The 17,130-nt window shown below is 70.5% G+C and carries 13 protein-coding genes; 2 read left to right on the top strand and 11 right to left on the bottom strand.

Annotated elements, in window-relative coordinates; all coding sequences use genetic code 11:
* Nucleotides 1–9: 9 nt before the first annotated feature.
* The 11 genes from QE449_RS11400 to aspS form a co-directional block, all read right to left on the bottom strand.
* The gene (locus tag QE449_RS11400; protein WP_056444731.1) at nucleotides 10–561 is read right to left on the bottom strand and encodes a prepilin peptidase; all 552 of its coding nucleotides are present in this window, start codon (nucleotides 559–561) and stop codon (nucleotides 10–12) included.
* Between the two features lie 79 nt (nucleotides 562–640).
* Complete coding sequence (locus tag QE449_RS11395) at nucleotides 641–1,480, bottom strand: shikimate dehydrogenase (RefSeq protein ID WP_285185016.1); 840 nt, start codon at nucleotides 1,478–1,480, stop codon at nucleotides 641–643.
* Nucleotides 1,477–2,826 (bottom strand): endolytic transglycosylase MltG, encoded by a 1,350-nt coding sequence (gene mltG, locus QE449_RS11390; RefSeq protein WP_051613215.1) that lies wholly within the window; start codon nucleotides 2,824–2,826, stop codon nucleotides 1,477–1,479. The genes QE449_RS11395 and mltG overlap by 4 nt, the downstream gene beginning before the upstream one ends.
* Nucleotides 2,823–3,401: a Holliday junction resolvase RuvX gene (ruvX, locus tag QE449_RS11385; RefSeq protein WP_051613214.1), complete on the bottom strand. Its 579-nt coding sequence runs from the start codon at nucleotides 3,399–3,401 to the stop codon at nucleotides 2,823–2,825. Before ruvX ends, mltG begins: the two co-directional genes overlap by 4 nt.
* 2 nt (nucleotides 3,402–3,403) lie before the next feature.
* Nucleotides 3,404–6,076 carry an alanine--tRNA ligase gene (gene alaS / locus QE449_RS11380; protein WP_307108834.1) on the bottom strand — a complete coding sequence of 891 codons (2,673 nt, stop codon included), beginning with the start codon at nucleotides 6,074–6,076 and terminating at the stop codon, nucleotides 3,404–3,406.
* 9 nt (nucleotides 6,077–6,085) lie between these two features.
* Nucleotides 6,086–7,447 (bottom strand): replication-associated recombination protein A, encoded by a 1,362-nt coding sequence (locus tag QE449_RS11375; RefSeq protein WP_307092885.1) that lies wholly within the window; start codon nucleotides 7,445–7,447, stop codon nucleotides 6,086–6,088.
* Nucleotides 7,448–7,454: 7 nt separating this feature from the next.
* Complete coding sequence (locus QE449_RS11370) at nucleotides 7,455–8,627, bottom strand: kinase (RefSeq protein ID WP_027505245.1); 1,173 nt, start codon at nucleotides 8,625–8,627, stop codon at nucleotides 7,455–7,457.
* 236 nt (nucleotides 8,628–8,863) lie between these two features.
* Entirely contained in the window at nucleotides 8,864–9,766 is a 903-nt protein-coding gene (locus QE449_RS11365; protein ID WP_222649050.1) for a transglutaminase family protein, read from the bottom strand.
* A complete protein-coding gene (locus tag QE449_RS11360; protein ID WP_307108833.1) occupies nucleotides 9,763–12,390 on the bottom strand; it encodes a circularly permuted type 2 ATP-grasp protein in 2,628 nt (875 codons plus the stop codon). The genes QE449_RS11365 and QE449_RS11360 overlap by 4 nt, the downstream gene beginning before the upstream one ends.
* Nucleotides 12,391–12,446: 56 nt before the next feature.
* Complete coding sequence (locus QE449_RS11355; RefSeq protein ID WP_056444744.1) at nucleotides 12,447–13,370, bottom strand: DUF389 domain-containing protein; 924 nt, start codon at nucleotides 13,368–13,370, stop codon at nucleotides 12,447–12,449.
* 49 nt (nucleotides 13,371–13,419) lie between these two features.
* Entirely contained in the window at nucleotides 13,420–15,240 is a 1,821-nt protein-coding gene (aspS, locus tag QE449_RS11350; protein WP_222631023.1) for an aspartate--tRNA ligase, read from the bottom strand.
* A gap of 144 nt (nucleotides 15,241–15,384) precedes the next feature.
* On the opposite strand from aspS, the gene QE449_RS11345 reads away from it, so the two are divergent.
* Together QE449_RS11345 and QE449_RS11340 are read left to right on the top strand one after the other, a co-directional pair.
* Nucleotides 15,385–16,302, top strand: a complete 918-nt coding sequence (locus QE449_RS11345) for a neutral zinc metallopeptidase (protein ID WP_027505242.1) — start codon at nucleotides 15,385–15,387, stop codon at nucleotides 16,300–16,302.
* 41 nt (nucleotides 16,303–16,343) lie between these two features.
* Nucleotides 16,344–17,123: an MBL fold metallo-hydrolase gene (locus tag QE449_RS11340; protein ID WP_222631021.1), complete on the top strand. Its 780-nt coding sequence runs from the start codon at nucleotides 16,344–16,346 to the stop codon at nucleotides 17,121–17,123.
* The last annotated feature ends 7 nt before the right edge of the window (nucleotides 17,124–17,130 follow it).

Genomic DNA, 17,130 nt, shown 5'->3' with positions numbered 1-17,130 from the left:
TCGATCTTTTCACGTCCCGGCGTTCACCCACGCCACCAGGGTCGCCGCACACAGAGCGGGTCCGTGCGGAATCCCCGCCGCTCCCCCGGTTCGTCCCGTCATCGCCGCCAGCACCAGCGTCGTCGTCGGTGCCAGCACGGCGGCCACGGTCCACACGGACGGCCCCGAGACCGCGCCCAGTCCCCCGAGTGCGAGGCACAGCTTGACGTCGCCGCCTCCGATCGATCCGGGTGACGCCACCGACCCGACGAGGTGCACACCGGCCAGAGCCAGGCCGCCGAGGAGCGCCGACTCGCCCCCACCCTGGTGGGCGGCTGCCAGGAGCACCGCACCCGCGGCGGGCAGCGTCAGATCGTCCGGCAGGCGGTGACGGACCAAGTCGACGAGCGCGACGGCACAGGACCACGCCCCGACCGCGAGGATCGCCACGTCGGTGGTGACCGCGCCGAGCGCGGCACCGACGACGGCGGCCGCGAGCAGGTCGGGCACCGTCGGCGTCACCCACCGACCGACGGTGAGAAGAGCGAGGCAACACAGCGCGGATCCGAGGAGGACGGTCATGCAGTCACGGTGGCACCGGTGACTCCCATGATCCGTGCCGCGGAGACCCGCCCGGGGACGACGGCGCACCCGGGGATGATCAGGACTCCCGCAGAGCCCGCTCCATCGCAGCACGCGGGGCAGGCATACCGGTGAACTGCTCCACCTGACCGAAGGCCTGGTGCAGCAGCATCGCGAGGCCGCCGACGACGACGCCACCGGACTGCTCGACCGCGGCGGCCAGCGGCGTGGGCCACGGGTGGTAGATCGCGTCCAGCAGCACGCGCGTCCCGCGCAGTGCGTCGATCATCGCAGCGCCGCCCTCGGGCGGGACGGTGGACACCACGGCTGCCGCGTCCGCGACCGCTCGCGGCAGCGCGTCGTCGTCCGGTGCACTCCACCGGGCGGTGAGACCGGCGTCGCGCGCACAGACCAGAGCTCCCTCCGCCCGCTCCTCGTCCCGCGAGACGACGGTGACCGCATTCGCCCCGAGATCACGCAGAGCGACGAGCGCCGGGCGGGACGTTCCGCCCGCCCCGACGACGACCACCGACGCTCCCGACAGGTCACGGACACCGACCGTGCCGAGGGCGCCCGTGACACCGTCGACGTCGGTGCAGTCGGCGCGCCAGCCCGAGTCGGTGCGTACCAGGGTGTTCGCCGAGCCCACAGCGATTGCGCGCTGCGTTCGTTCGGTCGCACAGGCCAGAGCCGCGAACTTGCCCGGCATTGTCACCGACAGTCCCACCCACTCGGGTCCGAGGCCGTCCACGAACTCCGGAAGCCGTTCCGCGGTGCACTCCACCCGCTCGTAGGTCCACCCGGTGAGCCCGAGCTCCCGGTACGCCGCCGCGTGCAGGATCGGTGAACGCGAGTGCGCCACCGGCGACCCCAGAACGGCCGCGCGCCTCGTCGACGAGGCGTCGGAGACGGACGTCACCGGCCGCTGTCGAGGAACCCGCCCTCGACCTTCGTGATGTTGTCCAGGTGCACCTGGTAGTCGTCGGTGAAGAGCGTCTCACCGGCGGCGTTGATGGTGACGAAGTAGAGCCAGTTGCCGGGCTCGGGAGCCTCGGCGGCCTGCACCGCTGCCACACCGGGAGAGCAGATCGGCGTCGCCGGCAGACCCTCCTTGGCGTACGTGTTCCACGGCGTGACGTTCGCACGGTCGGCGTCGGTGGTGGCCACCTCGGTGGTGTCCAGCGAGTAGTTGACCGTGGAGTCGAACTCCAGACGCTGCCCGATGGCGAGACGGTTGAGGATGACGCGCGCCACCTTGGCGAAGTCCTGCGGCAACGCCTCGCGCTCGATGAGGGACGACGCCACGAGCACCTGGTACGGGTCGAGACCCGAGGAGGCGCCTGCCTCCAGTAGACCGGTGTCCTCGTAGATCGCGGCACTCTCGGACACGAGCTGACGCAGGATGTCCGTCGGTGCGGCGCTGGGGTCGAAGTTGAACGTGCCCGCGGCGATGAGCCCCTCGAGCTGACGATCGCGATCCGGCACCTGCCGCACCGCGTCGGTCGCCCAGTCGGCGACACCGAGTGCGGAAGGATCGTCCCCCGCACCCGCGAGGTTCAGGTCGTCGTATGTCACGCACGGAAGACCCTCTCCGACAGCACAACTGGCCTCGGAGATCAGCGTGTAGATGCCCTTGCGGACGGCGCCTGTGTTGACGTCGGTCGAGTCGTGCAGCTGACGGCCCTCGGCGATCTGGATCTGGCCCACTCGCGATGCCGGGTCCACCAGTGCGGAGACGGCGTCGGCCGCCGCCATCTGCGAGCGCATCCGATAGAAACCGGGCTGCACGGAGGTCATCGCGGTGTTCTGGACCGCGGCCTCGTAGAAGGCCGCCGAGCTGGCGGTGACGTCCTTGTCCGCCATCTCGGTCGCGATCTCCTGTGCGGTGTCGCCCGAGGCGACCTGCACCACCACGGCGTCGCCGCCGGGACCCGGGTAGTCCTCCGCGACCGCGGCCCCGCCGCCGGTGAACTTCGACACTCCCCACACACCTCCGACGGCCACGAGGCCGACCAGGACCAGCACACCGAGTCCGCCGATGATGCGCGAGCGACGTTTGCGACCGGCCGCGGCGCGGTCGCGGCGGGTGTCCGCGCGGCTCGCGCGGCTCGGGCGGTCACCGGGACCCGACGCCACTCGCGCAGGACGGGCGCGGCGGTCGTCGGCGAGCGGCTGACGGCGCAGGTCGTCGACCGGGAGATTCAGCTCGTCGGTGTCCCACTCGTCGCGTCGGCCGGGCCGCTGTCCACGACCGTCGTCCGTCACGGGGTCGTCCCCGGTGTGTCCTGCTCCGGACCGTGATTCTCGGGCACCGTTGCCCCCTCCTCGTTCGCCTGGGCGACCATCTCTCGCGCCAGGACACTGCGGCGCTCGTCGAGCCACCCTTGCAGGATGGCGACCGCCGCCGCCTGGTCGATCATCGACCGTTGGTCTCTCGCGCGGACGCCGCTGTCTCGAAGACCACGCGCGGCACTCACCGTAGTCAAGCGTTCGTCGGACAGCCGCACCGGCACGCCGGGCAGCGCACGGTGCAGGACTCGGGCGAAACGGACAGCCAGCGTGGCGGCGGTTCCGCGCTCGCCGCGCAGCGTGCGCGGCAGACCGACGATGATCTCGACGGCCTCGTACTCCTCGGCGAGCGCGACGATCCGCTGGACGTCGGCCGAGTCGGTGTGCGTCTTCGCTGCGCGCGGGACCGTCTCGACGGGTGTGGCGAGGGTGCCGTCGGGATCGGAGGACGCCACTCCGACGCGCACGCTCCCGACGTCGATCGCGAGCCGCCGCCCCCGCCCCGGGTCGTCGGCGCCCGGCCGGTCGGGCGCGGAGCTGCCGGCGGCCACCGTCAGGAGTTCCCGGCGATCTCGGTGACGCGACCGAGCAGAGCCTCGATCGCCGCCGGAATACCCGACGCGTCGGACCCGGCTCCCTGCGCGGTGTCGGCCTTGCCACCGCCGCGGCCGCCGATGCTCGGACCGAAGGCACCTACCAGTTCACCGGCCTTCACGCCGAGTTCCTGCGCGGCCTTGGTCGTCGACACGACGAACGGCACCTTGCCGTCGACGTCTCCGAACAGCGCCACCACCGCGGGCTGCGTGCCGAACCGGCCGCGAACGTCGCCGACGAGGGTGCGCAGATCCGCGGCACCGACGCCGGCCGGCGCGGGCTCCGCGACGACGAGCAGCGACCCGACCCGGCGCGCCGTGTCGACGTAGGACCCGGCGGACGAGAGCACGGCGGCGGCGCGAGTGGCCTCGAGCTCCTTCTCGGCGACGCGGAGCCGTTCGACGAGGTTCTCGATCCGCGCGGGCACCTGGTCGGTGGGCACCTTGAGCGACGAGGCGACACCGGCGAGCAGCGCGCGCTCCTTGGCGAGGTACTTGTACGAGTCGAGGCCGACGAAGGCCTCGACGCGTCGCACGCCCGACCCGACCGACGACTCTCCGAGGAGCGTCACCGGGCCGATCTGCGACGAGTGCTGGACGTGGGTGCCGCCGCACAGTTCCATCGAGAACGGTCCGCCGATCTCCACGACCCGGACCTCGTCGCCGTAGTTCTCACCGAACAGCGCCATCGCCCCCATGGCCTTGGCGTCGTCGAGATCGGTGACGAAGGTGTTGACCGCGAAGTCGGACGCGACGGCGTCGTTGGTGACGGACTCGATGTCCTCGCGCTGCGACTCCGACAACGCACCCTGGTACGTGAAGTCGAACCGCAGGTAGCCGGGCTTGTTCAGCGATCCGGCCTGTACCGCGTTCGGGCCCAGGATCTGGCGGAGTGCGGCGTGCACCATGTGCGTGCCGGAGTGTCCCTGGGTGGCGCCGCGGCGCCACTGCTGGTCGACGTGCGCGGTGACGACGTCGCCCTCGGTGAGCTGCCCCTCGTCGACGGTGACCTTGTGCACCCACACGGTCTTCGCGATCTTCTGCACGTCGCCCACGGTGACACTCAGTCCCGGGCCCGTGAGGGTGCCGATGTCCGCGAGCTGTCCGCCGGACTCGGCGTACAGCGGGCTGCGGTCGAGGATGACCTCGACCTTCTCCCCCGCAGCGGCGGTGGGCACCCGCACGCCCCCGGCGATGATCGCGAGAACCGTTGCCTCGCTGTCCAGCTCGTCGAAACCGGTGAACTCGGTGGGACCACGGTCGACGAACTCCTTGTACACCGTCAGGTCGGTGTGCGCGTGCTTGCGCGACTGCGCATCGGCCTTCGCACGGTTACGCTGCTCCGCCATGAGCGTGCGGAATCCGGCCTCGTCGACCTGCAGGCCCGCCTCGGCCGCCATCTCGAGTGTGAGGTCGATGGGAAAGCCGTACGTGTCGTGCAGGACGAAGGCCTCGTCACCGCTGATGCGGGTGCCGCCGGACGCGGTCACGGCCTGAGCAGCGTTGTCGAAAAGGCGCGATCCGGACGTGAGGGTCGCGAGGAACGCCTTCTCCTCGCCGACGGCGACGGACTCGATGCGCGCGAAGTCCTCGACCAGTTCCGGGTACGACTCGGCCATCGTGTCGCGGACGACCGTGACGAACCGCGCCATCGAGGGGTCCTCGGCACCGAGCAGGCGTGCGCTGCGCACGATCCGGCGCAGCAGACGCCGCAGCACGTAGCCACGGCCGTCGTTGCCCGGAGTCACGCCGTCGGCGATGAGCATGACCGCGGTGCGGGCGTGATCGGCGATGACGCGGAACCGTACGTCCGCGTCGTGGTTCTCCCCGTACCGACGGCCGGACAGTGCCTCGGCCTCGGTGATGACGGGACGGACCAGATCGGTCTCGTAGACGTTGTCGACGTCCTGCAGCAGGAACGCCACGCGCTCGACACCCATACCGGTGTCGATGTTCTTGCGCGGCAACGGCCCCAGGATCTCGAAGTCGTCCTTCGACGTCCCCTGTCCGCGCTCGTTCTGCATGAACACGAGATTCCAGATCTCGATGTAGCGGTCCTCGTCCGCCTCCGGACCGCCCTCCTTGCCGAACTCGGGTCCGCGGTCGTAGTAGATCTCCGAGCACGGCCCGCAGGGTCCGGGAATGCCCATGGACCAGTAGTTGTCGGCCATGCCTCGGCGCTGGATGCGCTCGTCGGGCAGACCGGCGACGTCCTTCCAGATCTGGATGGCCTCGTCGTCGTCGAGATACGCTGTGGCCCAGATCCTCTCGGGATCGAAGCCGTAGCCACCGTCCTCGACGGACGAGGTGAGCAGTGACCACGCGAAGCCGATGACCTCGCGCTTGAAATAGTCGCCGAACGAGAAGTTGCCGGCCATCTGGAAGAACGTGTTGTGGCGGGTGGTCACGCCCACGTTCTCGATGTCGCCGGTGCGCACACACTTCTGCACACTCACGGCACGCGCGAACGGCGGGGTGCGCTGCCCGAGGAAGTACGGGACGAACTGCACCATGCCGGCATTGATGAACAGCAGATTCGGGTCGTCGAGGACCAGCGAGGCGCTGGGGACGGGGGTGTGTCCCAGCTTCTCGAAATGGTCGAGGAAACGACGGCGAATCTCGTGAGTCTGCACGGAAACACCCTAGCGCGCGAGAGCACGCACGATTCTGCGGAGCTTGCCGACGCGCGTCTCGAGGTCTCGCTCCGCTCCGTGGTTGGTGGGCCGGTAGTAGTCGGCGCCCACCAGCTCGTCCGGCGGGTACTGCTGGGCGAGCACACCGTCGGGGTCGTCGTGCGGAAACTTGTAGCCCACCGCGTTGCCCAGTGAGGCGGCTCCCGTGTAGTGCCCGTCGCGCAGGTGCGGCGGCACGGCGCCTGCCTTCCCCGCCGCGATGTCGGCCATCGCCGCGGACAGCGCGCTGGTGACGGCACCGGACTTCGGTGCGGTGGCGAGGTGGATGGTGGCCTGGGCGAGGGCGAGCCGCGCCTCGGGCATCCCGATCGTCTGCACCGCCTGCGACGCCGCCGTCGCGACCAGCAACGCGGTGGGGTCGGCCATGCCGATGTCCTCGCTGGCGTGCACCACGAGCCTGCGGGCGATGAAGCGTGCGTCCTCACCGGCGGTGATCATCCGGGCGAGGTAGTGCATGGCCGCGTCGACGTCGGAACCGCGGATCGACTTGATGAACGCGCTGATGACGTCGTAGTGCTGGTCACCGTCCCGGTCGTACCGCACCGCGGCTCGGTCGACACTCTTCTCCACGGTCTCGAGATCCACGGTGCCGCCCGCACCCGCAGTGTCGGCGGCCGCCTCGAGCGCTGTCAGACCCCGTCGAGCGTCACCGCCGGCCAGCCGCACGAGGTGTCCGAGCGCCTCGTCGGTCACCGTCACCGACCCGCCGAGACCGCGCTCGTCCGCCAGGGCCCGCGTGAGAACCTCGCGGATGTCGTCGTCGGTGAGCGACCGGAGCTGTAGCACCAGGGACCGTGACAGCAGCGGCGACACGACGGAGAACGACGGGTTCTCCGTCGTCGCGGCGACGAGCAGCACGATCCGGTTCTCGACGGCGGCGAGCAGGGCGTCCTGCTGGGTCTTGGAGAACCGGTGCACCTCGTCGATGAAGAGCACGGTCTGCTCGTTGTTCAGCAGCCGGCGACGCGCCAGGTCGATCACGGCCCGGACGTCCTTGACGCCCGCGGAGAGCGCGGACAGGGCCTCGAACTTGCGGCCGGTGGCACCCGAGATCAGGGACGCGAGCGTGGTCTTGCCGGTGCCGGGTGGGCCGTAGAGCATGACCGACGCTGCCCCGGACCCCTCCACCAGGCGGCGCAGCGGGGCACCCGGGGTGAGGAGGTGGCCCTGGCCCACGACCTCGTCCAACGACCGTGGACGCATCCGCACGGCCAGCGGCGCACCCGGTGTGCTCGCACGCGGGGACGGGACGAACGCGTCCCCGTCGGGAGCAGCGGTGTCGTCGTCGAAGAGGGAGTCGTCGGCGCTCATCGGACGGTCAGGACGCGGCGGCGGGCCACCGCGCCGCGAGTGCCTGCCGGACATCGCCCGCGAAGTCCGCGAGGTCGTGGTGCCCGACGAAGCGCGCGTACTCCGAGAGGATGGACCACCGCGTGGTCAGCGCGGCGGCGCGGGGCACCGAGAGGTGGTGCCGACGCAATGCGGCGTTGCGGGTGTCGTCGTCGGGGAGGAACCAGTGCGTCGTGAGCCAGGCCCACACCAACTGGGCGTCCAGCAACTTGGCGTGCAGCACGTCGTCGTCGGCGAGGTGCGGCCAGATTCCGACCACCTCGGCTCGCCACGCATCGACCATGGCCTCGGCGCGTTCCGGCGTGAGATCGAGACGGCACAGGCAGCCCGGGTAGGACAGGAGCGTGTAGGCCACGTCGAGAGTGGCGTCCCGGAAGCCGCCCCACTCGTAGTCCAGGAATCGCACGCCCTCGTCGTTGACGATGATGTTGTCCGGGCACAGGTCCGACGGACTGAAGGCGCGGTGTCCGCCGGAACCGAAGAGTTTGGCCGCGCGGGCGACGGCGGCGGCGACCGCGGGCGGCACCTCGATGCCGAGATCCGCGGCGAGCATCGCCGGGACGTCCGACTGGGCCACCGCGACCTGATCGGCCAGCCCGTCTCGAGAATCGGCGACGCCGGCGCGACCGAGGAGCGCCCCGAAATCCTCCTCGCGGCCGAACGTGGCGGCGTGCATCCGCCCGAGTGCCTGGGCCAGAGCCATGAGCGAGTTGGTGACGGACGACGGATCCGGATTCGCGATCAGACTGGTGAACGGCGCGGCGTCCCCCAGGTCACTGAGGACGAGGAGCCGTTCCTTCAGGTCGTACGCGATGAGGGAGGGACCGGGACGGGTGTGCGTCGCGAGGGCGGTGGCGAACTGGTACGAGACCGCTTCGCGCAGGAACGCCGTGTGGTCTCCGGCGCCGAGACCCGTGCGGGACACCGACTCCGTGGACGTCTCGCGGACCTGCTTGATCACGAGCGTGCGGGGCAACTGGAACGGGTTCTCGGCCACCCGGACACGGATGACCACGGTGCGCCCGCTGCCGCCGAGATCGACCGGGTCGACCAGGGTCACCGATGCTCCCGTGCGTCTGGTGAGGAGTTCTCGTGCTGCTGCCACTGCTTCGGTGACCGGATCTGCCAACATTGCCGTCATCGATTGTCCGACCCACCTCGTTCGTGAACGGGCAGGTCATTCCTCGTTTCCGTACTCGCGTCGGCCCGTGAGGGCCGCCTGTGATGCTGTGTGCGTACTGCCGGAGCAGGATCGGGTTCCCCGCTCCACAGTCGATGAAACGGGCTCGCTGTGCGGTTTCTCGACCCTATCGCACTCTCCCGACAGCTCGGGGGCGCCGCTGGCACCGCGGTGCCCACGAGAGGCAAGATCCGAGGTCAGACGGCTCGGACGATCGGCGCGACGTCGACCGACACGGCGATGCGGCTCCCCGCCGACTCCGTGTAGATGATGCCGCGCAGCGGAGGGACGTCGTCGTAGTCACGGCCCCACGCCACCGTCACGTAGCGCTCGTCCACCCACTGGTCGTTGGTCGGGTCGAAGGCCAGCCACGAGCCGTCCGGTGACCGCACCGCCGCCCAGGCGTGGGTGGCGTCCACACCCACCATGCGTTCCTTGCCCGGCGGCGGTCGAGTCGCGAGGTAGCCGGAGACGTAGCGCGCGGCGAGGCCGTGCGAGCGCAGGCACGCGACGGCGACCCGCGCGAAGTCCTGACACACACCGGTCCGGGCGGCGAGGACGTCCGCGACGGTCGTCGAGATGGTCGTCGACCCCGACAGGTAGGCGAAGTCGGTGTGGATCCGGTGGTTGAGGTCGAACACCGCCTCCACCAACGGGCGGCCCTCGGTCAGCGAGAGCGCGGCGTACTCGTGCACCTCGTCGGTGATCTCCGGTGGCACGAGATCGAGCACGAAGTCGACGTCCAGGGCCCCGTCGACCCCGGTGGGACGAGCACTCTCCCACGCCGTAGTCGCAGCCCGGGTGGTGAGGCGAGCGGGGTCGGGAGGGTCCACGGCGACCAGGGCGCGCGCGGTCACGCACAACCGGTCGTGATCGGTGGTGACGTGGAAGTAGACGTCCTCGTTCCCGAAGAGGTCGACACCGGTGGACCGGTCGGTCGGCGTCGGCGTCACGGTGACGGAGGCGTCGAGACACCGCTGCTCCGAGGTCGAGCGCGGGAAGAGGTGGCCGCGGCCGTACGACGACGACACGGTGCCCTGATAGACGTACTCGGTGCGGTGGGTGATGGCGTACCACCGCGCACCCTCGTGATCGGTCACGACAACACCCGTCCGCCGCCGCGTCCCCACAACGGCTGCGTGCCGCCGGGCAGCGTCAGGTGCGCCGCGGTGATCGACTCGGAGAGGTCGAGCAGATCGGTGTGCACCGACCGGACGACGTCGTCGAACTCCGATCGGGTCCCGGTGGCGTCGACGTCCTCGAGATCGGACGGGTCGACTCGGCGCAGCGTCGCGACGATGCGCTCGAGCGCCCGATCGGTGCGGGAGGTCCCCGTCGACCCGGGCAGCGACGCAAGGTTCACCGCTGCTCGTTCCACCGAGTGGATGACCGAGCGCGGGTTGCCGCCGTCGAAGAGCACGAGCTCGGCCACGGCGCCCACCTCGGGAGCACCGCGATAGCGGCGCCGGTAGGTGACCGACGAGTCGGCGGCGTTCAGCACCGCCCCGAGCACGGCCTGCTCGACGGCCGGTGGGCGCGCGGTGCCCACGGTCTCGGCGAGCAGGGCGGTGATCTGCAGAGCGCGCTCGATGCGCTTGCCCGTGTCCATGAGGAACCAGCCCGGATCGTGCACCATCGACTCGGCCGACAGACCGGCGACGGCGAGCATCGACCCCACGACACGGCTCTGCGTCGACCAGAGCCCCGCCTCGTCGGACACCGGCGACGCCGCACACTCGGCGAGCGCGGTGTCGAGCCGGTTGAACACCGCCCAGGTGTCCTCGCCCAGCTGATCCCGCACCGCGCGGGCACACGTCTGCAACGCCGCCACGGCGTGCGCGAGCGAACCGGTGCGCCGCGTCCGCACCGTCAGCGACCGGAACTCCGCGAGCAGGTCCGACCGCGTGGTCGCGGCGCGGAACCCCGGCGCCGTCGCGGTCACCGCGGTCACCGCGTCGAGCACCACGGCCAGGGCGACGTCCGTGTCGGACCGCGCCTTCTCCCCGAACGGCGTCTCGCCGCGATGATCGCGGACCATCTGGTTCGCGGCCACCAGCAGGCGGGCCGTCGCCTCGGCACGCTCGCCGTAGCGACCCATCCAGTACAGGTCGTCGAGCACACGCGGCGTACTCACCGAGTCGATGACACGGGGACGGCGTCCACCCATCGGACGCGGTGCGTCGACGGCGCTCGACACGTCCGGCTGATCCGGCCGGCCGCGACGCTCGGCCAGCACCCACACGTCCTTGGCAGCGGTCGTGGACATGGGCTCCGACGGCGGATCCGTGACCAACACCTGGGCGAGACCGCCCGTCATCGGGGTGTAGCCCCGGCGCCCGGCCACGTCGAACAGTCGGATGCCGACGGGCCTCGGCAGCACGGCGGCGTCGTGCCGGCGATGACCGACCGGCCCGACGGGCGACGTCGCCAGGTCCGGTATCGCCCGCGCCGCCCACCCCGTCGGGTCCGCCCCGATCCGCCGCACCAGCTCGTCCCGTTCGCGCATGGACAGCGCGGGACCGACGACGCTCCGGTGTGAACCGATCGCGTACACCACGAGCGAACCGATACGAGAGACAATGTGCGACAAGCCGTGTGGATCCCCCGCCCAGAAGGCGGGGACCGAGTCGAGCAGGGGCTCCTCGCCGAGCAGCGCCCGGCCCAGCTCCGGCAGCCGTCCGAACAGCGCCGCGTTCTCGAGCACGCCGCTGCCGATCGTGTTGACCACGGTCACGGCTCCGCGCCGCGCGACCTCGAGCAGTCCCACGACACCGAGGCGTGACTCGGGGCGCAGGTCGAGCGGATCCACGTAGTCGTCGTCGACACGGCGCACCACGACGTCGACGCGGCGCAGGGTGCCGAGCGAGCGCATCCACAGGGCGCCGTCGCGGACGACCAGATCAGCGGACTCGACCAAGGGGAATCCGAGCACCGAGGCGAGATGCGCCTGGTCGAACGCCGTCTCCGACCAGACACCGGGACTGAGCACCACCACGAGCGGGTTCTCGGCGGCGGCAGGCGCCACCTCGACGAGGGCCACGCGCATCGCACCGACGTAGGTGCTCGCGGGACGGGGCGCCACCCGGCCGAAGACAGCCGGTACCGCGCGCGCGACGATCGACCGGTCCGCCAGGGCGTAGCCGGCGCCAGACGGTGCCTGAGTGCGGTCGGAGAGGACTCGGAACTCGCCGTCGGTGCATCGGGCGATGTCCGCCGCGTGGAAGAACAGCTGATGTGGGCCGGGGATGGTGATGCCGTGCGCGGCGCGGAGATAGCCGCGATGCCGGAAGACGATCTCCGGCGGCAGCAGACCGCGGCGGATCAGGGTGCGCTCGCCGTACAGATCGGTGAGCACCGCGTCGAGGATGCGCGAGCGTTGCAGCATGCCGGCCTCGAGCCGGTCCCAGTCCGGCGCCGACACCACCGTCGGCACCACGTCGAGCTCCCACCGCGCACCGGACTGCGTCGACGACGGCGATTCGGACGACGCGTCCGCCGTGTCGTTGTAGGTGATGCCGGAGTCGTCCACCAGACGGCCCACGCGCAACTGTGCGGCGGCGAGGTCAGCCGGGGTCACGTCCTCGGCGCCGGGGAGGGCCGCCCAGCGCTCTCGTAACCGCGGACCACCGTCGACGGCGTTCTCCACGAGGTCGTCGTGGCCGTCCGGACGGATCTCGTCGAGGTACGCCGCGAGCACGGGAGACGTGGCCTCACCCTGCTGCACGCAACTCCCCCTCCGCAGACGACCGGCACCGCGCTCGGCGCACGTCCGCGAGAAATCTACCTGTCCGCCTGTGCCCGAGCCGATCGCCGGTGCAGGGAGAGCACGAAGGTCGCCGCGACGACGATGCCGAGGAGGTTGATACCCAGCTGTCCTGCGGACAGAGCGGCGATGCGCCAGCTCCCCACCGTGGCCGCGACGACGGCGAAACCTGCTGCCGGAACGGTGGTCACGGAGATGAAGACCCCGACCAGGGCGGCCGATTTCGCCGACACGAGCGCGAGCATGCCGGCGGCGCCGGCGAGCAGAGCCACGACGAGAGAGAACGGACCCACCTGGTAGATGAAGTCGACCTGCTGCAGGTCGTCCATCGCCTCCGGTCGGATCCATCCGAGGGCCTCGGCCCCGAACGCCCCCAGCGCCGTGATGACCATCGCGGTCGGGAAACCCACGAGCAGCGCCAGCAACGATCGACGGATCAGTGATCGCTGACGACGCACCAGGCCGACCGACAGCGCTGCCAGCGGACCGAACTCGGGTCCCACCACCATCGCACCGACGATGGTGACCGGCGAGTCGGTCACGACGCCGATGGCCGCCAGCAGCAGCGCGATGGTCAGGAAGGCGACGAACGTCAGGGTGAGGGACGATTCCTCCCGCGTACGTCCGACCAGTTCGTCCCAGACGATCGAGTCGTCCGGGTCACCGGGCGCGTCCTGTTCCGCGGTGCGCGCCGCGTCCGACAGCACCGTCTCCACGGGTTGCATGGTGATGGCTCCGTCGTGGGTCAGGCGCAGCGAACGCAGACCGTCGAGAACCTGATTCGCGCACTCCCGCACGACGACGGCGTCCACGACGTCGCCCTCCGGGCGCACGGCGGCACCGCGCAGAACGACGACGTGTGCGACGCCGGGAGTCTCGTCGAGCACCCGCAGCACCTCGTCGGTCCGGTCCGCCGGACTGACCACCCTGAGGTTCTGCATGCACTCTCCGTCCGCGCGTCGTCGACGCGTGACCGGCGACGCCTCGACCCTAGGTCGTGGGGCCCTCCGACGCGGGCTTCTCGCCCGATGCGCCACCCGGCGTCTGACGAGGAACCGGCTTCGCGTCGATACCCGACTCCTTGCGCTGCGCCGGGGTGATCGGAGCCGGCGCGTCGGTCAGCGGATCGACGCCGCCGCCCGACTTCGGGAATGCGATGACCTCACGGATGGAGTCCACCCCGGCCAGCAGGGCCGTGATGCGGTCCCAACCGAAGGCGATACCACCGTGGGGCGGCGCACCGAAGGCGAAGGCGTCGAGGAGGAAGCCGAACTTCTCCTGCGCCTGCTCCGCGTCGATGCCCATGATCGCGAAGACGCGCTCCTGGATGTCCTTGCGGTGGATACGGATCGAGCCGCCGCCGATCTCGTTGCCGTTGCAGACGATGTCGTACGCGTAGGCCAGGGCGTTGCCGGGGTCGGTGTCGAAGGTGTCCATCGACTCGGGCTTCGGCGAGGTGAAGGCGTGGTGCACGGCGGTCCACGAGCCGGAACCCACGGCGACGTCGCCGCTGGCGGTGGCATCGGACGTCGGCTCGAACAGCGGCGCGTCGACGATCCAGACGAAGGCCCACTCGTTCTCGTCGATGAGGCCCTGCTTGCGGGCGATCTCACCGCGGGCGGCACCGAGCAGTGCGCGCTGCGCCTTGGCGGGGCCGGCCGCGAAGAAGACGCAGTCACCGGGCTTCGCGCCGACGTGGGCGGCGAGTCCGTCGCGCTCGGCGTCCGACAGGTTCTTGGCGACGGGACCACCGAGGGTGCCGTCCTCCTGGACCAGGACGTACGCGAGGCCCTTGGCACCGCGCTGCTTCGCCCAGTCCTGCCACGCGTCGAGCTGACGACGCGGCTGCGACGCACCGCCGGGCATGACGACGGCGCCGACGTACGGCGCCTGGAAGACGCGGAACGGGGTCTCGGCGAAGTACTCGGTGCACTCCACGAGCTCGACTCCGAAGCGGAGATCGGGCTTGTCGGAACCGAAGCGGCGCATCGCGTCCGCGTAGGTCATGCGCGGGATGGGTGTGGTGATCTCGTGGCCGATCAGGTTCCACAGCGAGGTGAGGATCTCCTCGGCGAGGACGATGACGTCGTCCTGCGTGACGAAGCTCATCTCGACGTCGAGCTGGGTGAACTCCGGCTGCCGGTCGGCGCGGAAGTCCTCGTCCCGGTAGCAGCGGGCGATCTGGTAGTACCGCTCGATGCCGCCGACCATGAGCAGCTGCTTGAACAGCTGCGGGCTCTGCGGGAGTGCGTAGAAGCTTCCCGGCTGGAGTCGCGCGGGAACCAGGAAGTCGCGGGCACCCTCGGGGGTCGAGCGTGTCAGCGTGGGCGTCTCCACCTCGACGAATTCGTGGTGGGCCAGGACGGACCGTGCCGCCGCGTTGACCTTCGAGCGCAGTCGGATCGCATGACCGGGTCCGGCGCGACGCAGGTCCAGGTAGCGGTACTTGAGCCGCGCTTCCTCGCCCGGAGTCTCGTCCAGCTGGAACGGCAGCGGCGCGCTCTCGCCCAACACCTCCAGCTCGGTCACGTTCACCTCGACGGCGCCCGTCTGGATCTCGTGGTTCTGGTTGCCCTCGGGGCGGAGCTCGACGATGCCGGTGATCTTGACGCAGAACTCCGACCGCAGGCGGTGCGACTGCTCGGCCGCCGGACCGTCGCGGAACACGGCCTGGACCACTCCAGAGGCGTCACGCAGGTCGATGAAGATGACTCCGCCGTGATCGCGCCGTCGAGCGACCCAACCGGTCAGGGTGACGTGTCGGTCCGCGTGCTCGGCTCGAAGCGAACCGGCGAGGTGCGTGCGCAGCACAGGAGTCCTTCCAGAAGTAGACGAATACAGCTGGTGATCCTACGGACCATTCGAGCCCACCCCGACGCCGGGAGAAACAGCGCTGTGTCGGTGGTGGCCACGTGCGAAGCTGTGAGCCGCACACGCCGACGAAAGTGGTGACTCATGACGTTCGACCCCGACGCCAGGATCGACTCCTCCCGGGTTCGACGGTCCTCCGGTGGCCGCGGCAAGGGCATCGCCGTCGGCGGCGGTCTCGGCGGCATCGTCATCGTGGTGATCACCCTGCTGCTCGGCGGCGACCCGTCGTCGGTGATCGGGCAGCTCGGCGGCGGTGAGGCCACGTCGCAGGACTCGGGCAGCGGCGCCATCGAGAACTGCGACACCGGGGCCGACGCCAACGCGAATGTCGACTGCCGGGTCACGGCCACCGTGAACAGTCTCGATCAGGTGTGGGACGCCGAGCTGGCGGCGCAGACGGGCGTGCCGTACGAGCGCCCCGAGGTCGACATCTTCTCCGGTCAGGTCTCCACCGGGTGCGGCGCCGCGACGTCCGACGTCGGCCCGTTCTACTGCCCCGCCGACTCCACCGCGTACTTCGACACCGGATTCTTCCAGGTGCTCGTCGACCAGTTCGGTTCCAGCGGCGGCCCGCTCGCGCAGGAGTACGTCGTGGCCCACGAGTTCGGCCATCACATCCAGAACCAGCTGGGCGACATCGGCCGGGCGCAGGCCGACCCGAACGGACCCGAGTCCGGCGCCGTGCGCACCGAGCTCCAGGCCGACTGCTACGCCGGCGTGTGGGCGAACAAGGCCGACGACGTTCCCGCACCCGGCAGTTCCGAGCCGCTGCTCGATCCGCTCACCGACCAGGACGTGTCCGACGCGTTGTCGGCCGCGTCGTCCGTCGGCGACGACCGGATCCAGCAGGCCTCGACGGGCCGCGTGAACCCGGAGGGCTGGACCCACGGCTCGTCCGACCAGCGACAGGCGTGGTTCGACGCCGGCTACCGCACGGGAGCTGTCGCCGCCTGCAACACCTACGACGCGTCGGATCTGAACGACCCGTCGTCCGTCCGCTGATGTCGTCCCGCACGGAGCTGCCGGTCTGTGAGACGTGTGGCGTGCAGTTCGACCGCGTCGATCCGGACGAGTGCCCGATCTGCACCGACGAGCGCCAGTACGTCGGACGCGGCGGCCAGCGGTGGACCACCGTCGCCGAGGTGTCGGCGTCGCACCGGACCGTGGTGCGCGAGGAGTACCCGGGCCTGTGGGGCATCGGCACCGAGCCGACCTTCGCGATCGGTCAACGCGCGCTGCTGGTCCCCGGCGACGGCGGAAACCTGCTGTGGGACAGCATCACCACGATCGACGACGCCGCGATCGCCCGTGTCACCGAACTGGGCGGCGTGTCGGCCGTCGCTCTGTCCCACCCGCACTACTACAGCGCGATGGTCGAGTGGAGCGAGGCCTTCGGCGACGTGCCGATCTACGTGCACGAGTCCGACCGTGCGTGGCTGCCCCGCGCCGGCAACATCCGCACGTGGTCGGGCGACTCCCTGGAGATACTGCCGGGGCGGACGCTGATCAACACCCGGGTCCACTTCGCCGGCGGTTCGGTGCTGCACTGGCCGGGCACCGACGGCCGCGGCGCGCTGTGCACCGGGGACATCGTCCAGGTGGTGTCCGACCGCCGATGGGTCTCGTTCATGTACAGCTACCCCAACCTGATCCCCGAACATCCCGACACGATCCGCCGGACGGTCGCCCTTCTCGAGAACGTGGCCTTCGAGCGCATCGTCGGGGCGTGGTGGGACCGGGTCGTCGAGGAGGACGCTCACGGCGCGGTGGTCCGCTCGGCGCGGCGCTACCTCGAGCACATCGGCGTGACCCCCGGCTTCTGACCGGTCG

It is taken from the genome of Rhodococcus sp. SORGH_AS_0303, from assembly GCF_030819335.1.
In the GTDB taxonomy this organism is placed as follows: Bacteria; Actinomycetota; Actinomycetes; order Mycobacteriales; family Mycobacteriaceae; genus Rhodococcoides.
The sequence above is the reverse complement of the archived record's forward strand: the minus strand, read 5'-3'. Positions and strand labels throughout refer to the sequence as shown.